The organism is Parapedobacter deserti (genome assembly GCF_042646065.1).
GTDB classification, from domain to species: Bacteria; Bacteroidota; Bacteroidia; order Sphingobacteriales; family Sphingobacteriaceae; genus Parapedobacter; species Parapedobacter deserti.
In genome coordinates, this window is record NZ_JBHRTA010000016.1 from 170,994 (window position 1) to 183,252 (window position 12,259).

At 51.1% G+C, this 12,259-nt stretch carries 8 protein-coding genes; all 8 read right to left on the minus strand.

Features of this window, described 5'->3' with window-relative positions; translation table 11 throughout:
* Positions 1-9: 9 nt before the first annotated feature.
* Positions 10-885 (minus strand): rhomboid family intramembrane serine protease, encoded by an 876-nt coding sequence (locus ACFOET_RS06215; RefSeq protein ID WP_379020667.1) that lies wholly within the window; start codon positions 883-885, stop codon positions 10-12.
* A gap of 82 nt (positions 886-967) precedes the next feature.
* Entirely contained in the window at positions 968-1,702 is a 735-nt protein-coding gene (locus tag ACFOET_RS06220; RefSeq protein WP_379020669.1) for a rhomboid family intramembrane serine protease, read from the minus strand.
* A gap of 12 nt (positions 1,703-1,714) precedes the next feature.
* Positions 1,715-3,544 (minus strand): DNA mismatch repair endonuclease MutL, encoded by a 1,830-nt coding sequence (mutL, locus tag ACFOET_RS06225; protein WP_379020671.1) that lies wholly within the window; start codon positions 3,542-3,544, stop codon positions 1,715-1,717.
* A 12-nt stretch (positions 3,545-3,556) separates the two neighbouring features.
* Entirely contained in the window at positions 3,557-6,415 is a 2,859-nt protein-coding gene (gene uvrA, locus ACFOET_RS06230) for an excinuclease ABC subunit UvrA (RefSeq protein ID WP_379020673.1), read from the minus strand.
* Between the two features lie 106 nt (positions 6,416-6,521).
* On the minus strand, positions 6,522-9,800 hold the full coding sequence (locus ACFOET_RS06235) for a S41 family peptidase (protein ID WP_379020675.1): 3,279 nt from the start codon (positions 9,798-9,800) through the stop codon (positions 6,522-6,524).
* Between the two features lie 110 nt (positions 9,801-9,910).
* Positions 9,911-10,663 (minus strand): zinc ribbon domain-containing protein, encoded by a 753-nt coding sequence (locus ACFOET_RS06240; RefSeq protein ID WP_379020677.1) that lies wholly within the window; start codon positions 10,661-10,663, stop codon positions 9,911-9,913.
* Positions 10,664-11,761, minus strand: a complete 1,098-nt coding sequence (locus tag ACFOET_RS06245) for a Nif3-like dinuclear metal center hexameric protein (protein ID WP_379020679.1) — start codon at positions 11,759-11,761, stop codon at positions 10,664-10,666. It lies immediately after the preceding gene.
* A gap of 6 nt (positions 11,762-11,767) precedes the next feature.
* Positions 11,768-12,229: a hypothetical protein gene (locus ACFOET_RS06250; RefSeq protein ID WP_379020681.1), complete on the minus strand. Its 462-nt coding sequence runs from the start codon at positions 12,227-12,229 to the stop codon at positions 11,768-11,770.
* Positions 12,230-12,259 lie beyond the last annotated feature (30 nt).

The window sequence follows — 12,259 nt, forward strand, 5'->3', positions numbered from 1 at the left end:
CATCAGTATTCATTCTGGCTGGCCCTGCTTGCTGGCTTTAAACAGGACCTCTTTTTCCGCCTTCGAAAGGCTCTCATAGCCGGACTGCGAAATTTTGTCCAAAATACGGTCTATCACCTCTTGATTTGGCACTAACGGTTCGTCGTACTGCTGCGGCACCTCATTGTGAACCACGCGCAACTTGTGCTTCTTGCGCCTATTTCCCAATATCCCGCTCCAGTCCTGCCCGCTTTGCAACCGTTTGATGTAAACAACACCAAAGATTGCACCCCCGATGTGTGCAATGCTTCCGCCTGCGTTGAACCCCGCAATGCCGATCACGTCGATCACGATGAAAGCCAACGCCAAATATTTCAATTTGACGTTCCCGAAAAAAAGCATCCTTATGGTGTAGTCGGGCAATAATGTAGCCGTTGCAAACACAATGGCACTCACACCTGCGGAGGAGCCGACCAGCGCAGTACGGAACGCTTCAGCCTTCAACACCGGAATGAGGTTGTACGCCAAGAGGTAGAGCACTCCGCCCATAATGCCTCCAGCAAGATAGACAAAAGTAAACTGCCGCTTTTTCAGAAAGTCAAGAAAAATAATGCCGAGCCAAAACAGCCACAGCATGTTGAAGAGAATGTGAAACAGTCCCTGCTGAGTAAACATATAGGAGACTAAAGTCCAAGGCTTATACAGCCAATCGGTCAAAGCGGCCGGAAGCTGCAGCCAGGACATCAGGTAGCCCGCTAGTGGGACGTTGATAATGCCTAATGCTGTTACCAACGAAAGCGCATTGATCACCAGAAATACCAGAATATTGATTGCAATAAACAGGTAAAGCGGACTTCCAGAACGAAAAGCCTTATGCCATAAGTCGCCAATCATTGACCTTTTCATCGCTGCGATTCCTGATAAGAGTGGCTAATATATGAAAAAAATTTCTTTGCCCAGCTTTCGGGCGGCAAAAACGTGGTCGAGCCTACCAATAGTTCGGCCGACGGATCCCCCATGCTTTAATTAACAAAAACCCGAACAATGCACCACCAATATGCGCAAAGTGTGCAATTGACGTGCCAGTACGGGACACGCCCAAGAATAGCTCGATGAGAATCATCACCGGGATAAAATACTTGGCTTTAATAGGCACTGGCAAAAAAATCAACATCAACGGCGTATTGGGAAACAGGTAGCCGAAGGCAATCAGCAAGCCGTAAATCGCACCAGATGCCCCTACCATTGGGGTGGTATATACTGATAGGAGCGTCATCCGATCCTCCGGGGCTAGACCTGCGTCTATTCTTGCGCTTCTCTCGGCTACGTTAATGTCCGAAATGAACTGCCGAGCCGACACAGAGTCCACGATCGAGTAAACTTCCAATGCTTGAACGGCAAACTGAAGTACCAACGCTCCGAGACCGGTAATCAAATAAAAATTCAGAAACCGTTTTGAACCAAATACCTGTTCCAGAATCGGCCCGAACATGAACAGCGCAAACATGTTGAAAAAGATGTGGGCAATACCTCCATGCATAAACATATAGGTGATTACTTGCCAGACATGAAAACCGGGGGAATCAGGGTAGTACACACCGAACAGATCGTTGGCCCGGTTGAAAATCAGCGCACCACCAGCGAAACAGATGATGTTGATAATCAATAGATTCTTGACGACTGGAGGTATTCCGGAAAAAGGGGATGCAGTGTTGTTATACATACGTTCTTGTTCTTAGCGCTCGAACCGTTCAGACAGTTCATGCAATGTAAAAGTAACGATCACCGGTTTGCCGTTCAACGAAACATTCGGCATTTCGCACGCAAACAGGCGGTCAATCAAATTGGTCATGTCATCCTCAGACAGCACGGTGCCGGGCTTGATGGCCGTATGCCGGGCTAAACTCCTTGCCAGTTTATCCCGCTTCGGCAATTTAAGCTCCGCTTTATTGTTTTTATAGTCTTCAAGCAATTGTTCGAGTACCTGTCGCTCACTTACCCCGGATGTAAGGTCGGCAGGAATGCCTTCCACCACAAACGTATGTTTCCCGAATTCCCTGATTTGAAAGCCTAATGCACGGATATCTGGGAGGAGATCCATGATGAGCTGGAAGTCTGCGCCGTTGAGGGCGATAGTCTGTGGAAAAAGGCTTTGCTGGCTCGCCCCCTGCCGGCTCTCCAGCTGTCCGCGATATTGTTCAAACAGGATGCGCTCATGTGCGGCATGCTGGTCAATGACGATAAACCCTGAGTGAATCTGGGACACGATATAGCGATTGTGCAATTGAAACGGTTGCTTGATGTCAGACTGCGGCCGTTCAGTCATCCCCCCGTCCGTCTCGGCCTCCTCGCCATGCAGCCGAAACTGCTCATGCGAGGCTTTATCAGCAATTTCGTACAACTCGCCCCATTGCTGCGGTATGCCTGCCCGCTGCTTCACGGCGGGCGCACCGCTGTCAAACGGATTGAAATTCGGATTGAAGGTAATTGAAGGCGGAGTGACTTCTTCCAACGGCTTAGGGCTGATCATATGGCTGAATCCCGTTTCTTGGTTGAAATCGAGGGTTGGCGTAATGTTGTATCTTCCCAGCGAACGCTTAATCGCCGATTGGAGGATGGCGTATATGGCCCGCTCATCTTCATATTTGATTTCCGTTTTTGTGGGGTGTACATTGATATCGATTCTGGCGGGGTCGATCTCGATAAACAGCACATAAAGCGGAAAGCTTTCGGAAGGCAATAAGCCCTCATAAGCTTTAACCACGGCGTGGTTGAGGTACGGGTCTTTCACGAACCGGTTGTTCACGAAGAAATATTGCTCGCCGCGGGTCTTCTTGGCAAATTCCGGCTTGCCGACAAAGCCTTTCAGGTTGATGATGGTCGTTTCTTCTTCCACGGGCACCAACCGTTGGTTGTAACCGCTGCCGAAGACGTGGACAATGCGCTGTTTGAGGCTTTCCGCCGGCAGGTGAAACAATTCCTGATCATCGCTGTGCAAGCTGAAAAAAATATACGGATGCGCCAAGGCCAGCCGCTGGAACTCATCCACAACATGACGCATCTCTACCGGATTACTCTTCAAAAAGTTCCTGCGGGCAGGAATGTTATAAAAAAGATTCTTGACACAGATGCTCGTCCCTGCTGGCAGGGCCGCCGGCTCTTGCCTCACCACGGTCGAACCTTCAATCGCTATCAGGGTGCCCAATTCATCCTCCACGCGCCTCGTTTTGAGCTCCACGTGGGCTATGGCGGCTATGGAGGCCAATGCTTCCCCCCGGAATCCCATCGAGCGTATGGCAAACAAATCTTCCGCCTTGCGAATTTTCGACGTAGCATGCCGTTCAAAGCAAAGCCGCGCATCCGTCACGGTCATGCCACATCCGTTGTCAATCACTTGTATGAGCGATTTTCCGCCACTTTTCACAATCAGCCTGATCCTGTCGGCCCCTGCATCTATCGCATTCTCTATCAATTCCTTTACCGCCGATGCCGGGCGCTGGACCACTTCTCCCGCAGCAATCTGGTTGGCCACAGTGTCCGGCAAGAGTTGGATAATATCTGACATACGCTCGCTAAGTTACGAAAACGTCCCAACACCGCGCATTTCTAGTTCAAGAAAGCGCCCCGTCTGGCTCCTCTCGCACTTGATCAAGCCCTCCGGCGTGCCACTGAAAAGCACCTCTCCGCCGCCCGCACCGCCTTCCGGCCCAAGGTCTACCACCCAGTCGGCCACTTTGATGACATCCAGGTTGTGCTCAATGACCAATACCGTGTTCCCCCGGTCCACCAATCGGTTGAGCACGCCCAGCAGCACATTGACGTCCTCAAAGTGAAGACCGGTAGTGGGTTCATCGAGGATATAAAATGTTTTGCCTGTATCTTTTTTGGAAAGCTCTGTGGCCAACTTCACGCGCTGCGCTTCCCCGCCGGAAAGCGTTACCGAAGATTGGCCAAGCGTCAGGTAACCAAGCCCTACGTCTTGAAGTGTCTTTATTTTACGGTAAATGGAGGGGATGTTTTCAAAAAAAGTAACAGCCTCGTCAATGCCCATATCCAAGACATCGCTGATCGACTTACCTCGGTAGCGCACTTCCAGCGTCTCCCGGTTATACCGCTTACCGCTGCACGTTTCACAGGGCACCTGTACGTCGGGCAGGAAATTCATCTCAATGACTTTCATTCCGGCGCCCTGGCAGGTTTCGCAGCGACCGCCCTTAACATTGAAGGAAAATCGCCCGGGTTTATATCCCCGGATTTTGGACTCAGGCAGCTGCACGAACAGTGCACGTATATCCGAAAATACGCCGGTGTACGTAGACGGGTTGGACCGGGGCGTACGGCCGATGGGACTTTGGTCTATTTCGATAACCTTATCGATATGCTCCAATCCTTCCACTTTTTTATAGGGCAGCGGTTTTTTCTTCGCCCGGAAAAAATGGTGGTTCAATATGGGATACAAGGTCTCGGTGATAAGGCTCGACTTACCGCTTCCCGACACGCCGGTGACGAGAATGAGCTTGCCCAGCGGAAATTCTGCAGAAACATTCCGGAGGTTATTGCCCGACGCGCCCGACAGACGTAATGTGTGCCCATTTCCTGCCCTCCGCTGCTCCGGCATACGGATTTCCTTCGTGCCGTTGAGGTATGCCGCCGTAAGTGTGTTGGCCGCCATGATAGCCTCAGGCTTACCCTGCGCTACTACAAGCCCCCCATGCGCGCCGGCTGCCGGCCCCATATCAATGACATAGTCGGCGTTGAGGATCATGTCTTTGTCGTGCTCCACCACCAATACCGAATTTCCGATATCGCGGAGGCTCTTCAAGGCATTTATCAGCCGCTCATTATCGCGTTGGTGCAGTCCGATGCTGGGCTCATCAAGTATATAAAGCACGTTGACCAGTTGGGAGCCGATCTGTGTAGCCAGCCGGATTCGCTGTGCTTCCCCCCCGGACAGTGTCTTGGCTGTCCGATCCAGTGTCAGGTAGTTGAGCCCCACGTCGAGTAAAAACCCCAGCCGCGCACGGATTTCCTTTAGTATTTCGGTGGCAATGATGTTCTGCCGGTCGTCGAGGCGCTGCCCGACATCCGCAAACCAACTGGCTAGCGATGTGATATCCATCGACGCCAATTCAGCGATGTTTTTCCCCCCGATCCGGAAGTGAAGAGACTCCTTTTTAAGGCGGGCGCCCTGGCATGCCGGACAGACCCGCTGCGCACGGTAGTCATCGAGGTTCTGCCCGTTGGGTCCAAGTCGTTCGCTTTGCTCCTCAAGCATCTTGGAAATCCCCTCGAAAGTAACTCTGTAGTCTTTCGTATTCCAGCTACTATACGAGACCGGCACCGTTATCTCCTCGCCCCCGCCGTTCAGCAGGATATCAAGTTGCTCTTCTGTCAGCTTCTCGATAGGGGTGGTCAGTGAAAAGTCATAGCGCTTTGCTACTGCCTTCAGCACCTGGAAACTCCAAGTATCCCGGAATTCTCCCAGCGGGGCCAACCCCCCTTTCGCAATACTTAGCTTCGGATTGGGGATGATCGCATGTTGGTCGATCTCGTACACGTAGCCTAGTCCATCACATCGTTCGCAGGCGCCGTAGGGCGAGTTGAACGAAAACGTGTTGGGCTGCGGTTCGTCGTAGGAAATGCCCGATTCGGCATCCATCAAGTAGCGGCTGTAAAAATACTCCTTGTTGCCCTTGTCACTGACTTTGATCACTCCTTTGGCAGCTTTCATCGCTTGCATTACCGACGCATACAATCGCTTCCGGTCCTTTTCGGACACCAGCAGCCGGTCGATCACCATCTCAATGTCATGGATTTTGTAGCGGTCTACCTGCATTTTTGGTACGATATCCAGCAATTCGCCGTCCACCCTGACTTTCACATACCCCTGTTTGCGGATTTGCTCAAACAGCTCGCGGTAATGACCCTTGCGGCCCTTTACCACGGGAGCGAGTATGTTTACCGCCTGTCCTTCGAATTGCTGGATGATGCGGTCGACCACCTGTTCCTCAGACATACGCTCCATCTTTTTGCCCGTCACATACGAATACGCTTCCCCAGCCCGGGCGAAGAGCAAGCGCATGAAGTCATACACTTCGGTGATGGTCCCGACAGTAGACCGCGGATTTTTGCTCGTAGTTTTCTGCTCAATGGAAATCACAGGGCTGAGCCCGGAGATCTTATCCACATCGGGGCGCTCCAGACCGCCCAAAAACTGGCGACTGTAAGCACTGAACGTTTCCATATACCGCCGCTGGCCTTCCGCATAGATCGTATCAAACGCCAGCGACGACTTGCCGCTACCACTCAAACCGGTGATAACAACCAGCTCATTGCGTGGAAAGCTTACGTCAATATCTCTAAGGTTGTGTACACGTGCGCCGAATACTTGTATTTCTTGTTGATCACCTAAATCAGGTGTTATTTTAGTCGTCATTTAACCCTTGCTGTTTACCTATCATGTGGCAACGCAAATCTACAAAATTTTGTGAAATTTATTAGCAAATGTAGCGGGCCGACCGACTTCCGGCCGACCCCCACTGCTATTTCACACGTATCGGATCGGCCGGCTTTTTCACCTCTTTGTAGGGATACGTTTTCATTTCTTCCAGCAGCAGTTGCACGGTTTTTTCAAGCTGGGGATCCCTTCCCGAGAGCAGATCCTTGGGCATCTGTTCAACGAACACATCCGGTTCTACGCCTTCATTTTCAATGATCCATTGCCCGTTCACGTCGTATATCCCGAAATTGGGTGAAGTGATCCTTCCGCCGTCCAATAATGGTGGATAGCCGCTAATGCCGACGAGGATTCCCATCGTTGTCCGTCCGACCAACTTGCCGAGGCCCTTCAACCGGAACATATATGGCATCATGTCACCTCCCGAACCAGCGTTTTCATTGATGATCATAGCTTTGGGGCCGTAAATCCCGTTACCAGGCGTGGTAAAGCTCCTGCCATCCCGGATACCCCAATAGCTGATCTGCTCCCTCGACAGCAAATCAATCACATAGTCAGCTACCCAGCCCCCGCCATTATTGCGCTCGTCGATCAGCAGCGCCTTCTTATCCATTTGGGCGAAATAATACCGGTTAAAATACGTGTATCCATCAGGGCCGGTGTTAGGCATGTACACATAAGCAATCTGCCCGCCACTGAGCTCGTATGTTTTACGGCGGTTGTTTTCTACCCATTCCATACGCCGAAGCTGCGTTTCATCGCTGAAGCTGATGGGTACTACCGTTACTTCCCGGGCTCCCTCCAACGATGGGATACTGTTGATTCTAAGCACCACTTGCTTGCCCACCGTATGATCAAACAAGCTATAGATATTTGTTGCTGCCGTAAGGGGCATGCCGTTTACCGCTACAATATACGATCCCTCGCTCAGCTGCAGTCCCGGTTCTGCCAGCGGAGCTTTGAAATCCGGATTCCAGTCGAGGCGGGAAAAGATCTTGCTGATTTTATAATGGCCATTGTCGATTTCATAATCCGCGCCGAGCATACCGACGCTTACGGAGGGCGCAGATGGCTCATCGCCGGGGTAAATGTAGTTATGGCCTACCACCATTTCACCCATCATCTCGTTAAGCAGGTAGCCCAGGTCCGAGCGGTGGTTCACAAATGGGAGAAACTTTGCGTACTTTGTTTTCATGGCGGGCCAGTCTACACCATGCATATTCTCCACATAAAAATACTCCTTCTGAAGTGCCCATACCTCGTTAAATACTTGCTGCCACTCAGCTGCCGGGTCAACCAATTGCTTGATGTCTTCAAGCGTTAGCTTTCCCGTTTCTGGTGTAGCAGGCTTTTTACCCGCATCTACAATGAAATAAGAGCCACGTGAAGAATAAATCATCTTCTTCCCGTCAGCACTCACTTCAAATCCGCGGACGTTTTCGATGAGCGTCTTGTTTTCTTTCTTCTTCAAGTCATAAGCGCCAAGGGTCGCACCCCGTTGGTAAACCAGCATGCCTTCTACCGATCCGCTCAGCCGGTAGCTTCCCGCAGGCAGCGGCAGCGCCACAATACGGTTGCCGATATTTTCAACGTCTACGTTGATGTGTTCGTCGGCCTTATTGGCGGTGTCCTTTTTCTTGTCTCCGTCAGTCTTTCCATCCTCCGTGTCAGACTTCTTTTTTTCATCGGTACCTTTCACATCTTCCTCGTCGCTCTCAGGCTTAAAAATGGAGGGGGTGTCCTTTGAAAGGATGAAGGCATAAACGTGGTAGCTAGTTGGCCGCTCATAAGCCGACATATGGAGACCACTGTTGGTAAGTCCCGTGTTGGTGCTGGCGGTAAAAAACAGGTATTTGCCGTCCCTACTGAATGCCGGGCCCCGCACCGCACTCATGCCGTCGGTTATCTGGTGTTTTTCCTTCGTATCCAGGTTATACATAAACAGGGCCGAAACGGTGTTGGGCAAAGTTTTGATATAGCCTATCCATTTCGAATCAGGCGACCAAGTCGGTTGAAAATGATTGTATACGCGGCCCGTGTGCGAGCCCAGCTTATCGTCATCCACCAACACCGCCCTGCGGGAGTCGATGTCGATATAATACAGGTTTAAATGGCTGTCGTTATAAAACAGCTTTTTACTGTCGGGCGACCACGTTGGCTCAAAATAAAACGTGGTTTTCCCTAGTGGGATATAGATGGGTTCCTCTTTTGCTGCCTGGTCGCGGAGTACCAGCTGATAGCTGCCATTGGCATCTGAGATATACGAAATCCATTTTCCATCGGGCGACCAAGCGGGGAAACGCTCATGGGTCGCCGGTGAATTGGATATGTTACGGGCGTCTCCTTTTTCCTTCGGTACGGTAAAAACCTCGCCACGGCTTTCGAAAACCGCCCGTTGGCCTGTCGGCGAAATCCCAAAGGCCCGTATGCCGTCCTTCATTTCCACATAGTGAGCGCGTTTATACGGAGCATCGGCGTGCACGGTAATGGCAGGTGTGTTGATTTTGTTGTCAGTCGTCTGCAACAGGTGGACCTGGCCTGCCTGTTCGAAAGCTAATGTGCTACCGCTGCCTGTCAGCGAGCGCACGTCATAATCCCTATAATTCGTTATTTTTTTTGTTTCTTTAGCTGCGACGTCATAGCTGTAAATATTGACGATCCGTTCGCGGTCGGAGAGGAAAAAAACCTTGCTGCCCAGCCACACCGGCTTCACATTGTTGCTGTTCGCGTCGGGAATGATTTCTACATCGTGCGTTTGCGTATCGAAAATCCAGATGGCAGGCATACCACCGCCTCGGTACCGTTTAAACGCTACGCGGTCGCGCTCGGTGGGGTCCGTATTCTTAATATAGGCCCAGTACCGGCCATCGGGCGACGGCGTTCCCTGATACGCTTCGGGCATAATGAGCGGGCTTTCTACCCCGCCTTTTGTGCTTACCTGATGAAGGCGCGGACTCAGCGCATATTGGAAATCTCGGGTAGACGTAAAATAAACTGTTTCGTTATCTATCCATCCCCGCACTATGTCAGCAGCCGGGTGATGCGTCAAGCGGCGGGGTTCGCCACCTGCAATCGGTATGACGTACACATCGGTATTACCATCATAGTTCCCTGTGAATGCGATATATTTGCCATCTGGCGAGAATAAAGGGTGCTGTTCACTTGCCGGATTCACGGTAAGCCTGCGGGCATTCGAGCCGTCGCGGTCGGCTATCCAGATATCACCGCCGTAAACAAACGCAATATTCCGGTCACTTACACTCGGTGTACGCAAGAGCAGCGTTTCCTGCGCCTTACCGGATAACACGATCATTAGTAGCGCCATGAAAGCAGCGATACTGAAGGGTAGCTTGATGGACTTCATGTGTTAGGGTTTAATAGATTGCTAAGTGTATTTGAATTTAAAAAAAACAAGAACGCCCGGTCGATTATGAGTCCCCGAGCGTTCTGCGTGCTTTGTTTTTTGACTATCGCTTAGGCGACTAGCGAAGACTCTACTTCCTGTACGAGCGCTTCGTCTACCAGTATGCGGCCGCAATGCTCGCATACGATAATTTTTTTGCGCTGGCGAATTTCGAGCTGCATCTGGGGCGGGATTTTGTTATGGCATCCGGAGCAGCTGTCGCGATCGATGGAGACCACGGCAAGTCCGTTTTTATAAGTTGTCCTCAGCCTGCGGTAAACGCGGATTAAGCGCTCCTCGATATCCTTGTCGGCGTCTTCTGCCTGATTCAGCAGGTCGTCTTCTTCTTTCTGGGTCTCCGCGGTAATGGTATCCAGCTCGCCCTTCTTTACTTCCAAATCTCTTTTGGCCGATTCGAGCGTAGCAAGGGTGCTTTCATAAACCTCCGTTTTATTTTTGATTTCGAATTCAAACTCACGGATTTTCTTTTCGCTCACCTGGATGTCCAGCCCTTGAATCTCAATTTCTTTGGTGATGGCATCGTATTCACGGTTGTTCTTTACATCATTAAGCTGCCCTTCATACTTCTTGATTGCTGCCTGTGCATCCGTGATCATGTTGCGCCGGTTGACGATGGAATCCTCCATCTCGTCCAATTCGCTCCTTATTTTCTCGATGCGGGTTTCCAGTCCGGCTATTTCATCCTCAAGGTCACTTACCTCCATCGGCAGCTCACCCCTTACCTGGCGGATCCGGTCTATTTTCGTGTGTATGGTCTGTAGCCGCCAAAGGGCTTTCAGCTTTTGTTCTACCGTCTGTTCCATCTAACTGTAGTATTTTATTGGGTTTGTGTTTATTCCCGTCAAACGGACTGCAAAGGTAGGAAATTTTTTCTGAATAATTTCCAACAATAATTGCTGTGTAAACTGTTCGCTTTCAAAATGTCCCACATCCGCAATGACGATTTTTCCTTCCGCATCAAAAAACTCGTGATACTTGTAATCGGCTGTCACGAGTACATCGGCCCCAGACCGCATTGCCTGGCTGAGCAGGAACCCTCCTGCGCCACCGCAAACAGCCACGCGGGAAACCGGCTTGCCGCGAAGCGCCGTATGCCGGATGACGGTTGCGTCCAGCCGCTTTTTCAACCGGCCGAGAAACTCCAGTTCCGGCATCGGCTGTTCCAGCCGGCCGATCAGGCCGCTTCCCGCCTGTTGGTGGCTGTTCTGTAGGCGGTATACATCATAGGCGACCTCCTCATAGGGATGTGCTTCAAAAAGGCCCAACAGCACGTCACGCTCCAGGTGTACCGGATAGATCACTTCAATGCGCATTTCCTCCTCACGGTGCTGCTCGCCCGGCTTGCCGACAAACGGATCAGTACCTTCGCCTCCGCGAAACGTGCCATATCCGGTCACATTGAAACTGCACTCGTCATAATTGCCGATATGCCCGGCGCCCGCCGCGAATAGCGCGGCGCGCACAGGTTCAGCATAGCTCAAGGGCACATATACCACCAGCTTGTTGAGCAGGTCGCGCTTGGGATTCAGTATCGCAGTTTGCTGAAGGCCCAGCATTTCAGCGATTTTGCTGTTTACGCCCCCCGAAACGTTGTCCAGGTTGGTATGAATGGCATATATCGCAATATCGTTTTTGATGGCTTTCATGACCACACGTTCTACATAGCTTCTTCCGGTAAAGCGCTTTAGTCCCTTAAACACGATCGGGTGGTGGGAGATCACCAGGTCACATCCCAGGCGAATCGCTTCATCAATCACGGCTTCTGTGCAATCGAGCGATATCAGCGCTTGATTGACTTCCCCGTTGGGATCACCTACCAGCAGCCCCGAGTTGTCGTATGGTTCCTGATAGTGCAGGGGAGCCAGGGATTCAAGGTGGGCAGTCAATTCTTGGATACGCATAGACGGTCAGTTTTGTTGTCCCTTTCTGAAATTCTCGTGTTCGGCCAGTAAATTTCTAAAATTATTGAGTTTTACCCAATAAGCGATGAAATAAACAACGCTCAGCAGGCCGACGGTCATCATGATAAAGGGCGGTAGCGGGATATTCGACAATAAGAACATCCAAGCATACCACATGCCTGCGGCCCGCCCAGGATTTTCCTCTTCTGCAATCTTGCGATCAAAGAATTCGTTGGTGAGGGAATCGGCAACCCGAGACGCCACGGAAAAATTCCAGTAAATGTTAAAAAAGGGAATAACCAGCAACCAAGCTTGGTTTGGCGTCATCAACCGGTTCCCAGGTGCAACCAGCAGAAGCAGCTTACGAACCGTATTGGCGTAAAACACCCACACGACCAAGCGGATAAGCAGCACAGTAACCACTACTTGCATCAGTTCGGGCGGGAGATTATTATAGTCGATGTTCATTCGTATTTACTTGCTTTAATGGCCACATAA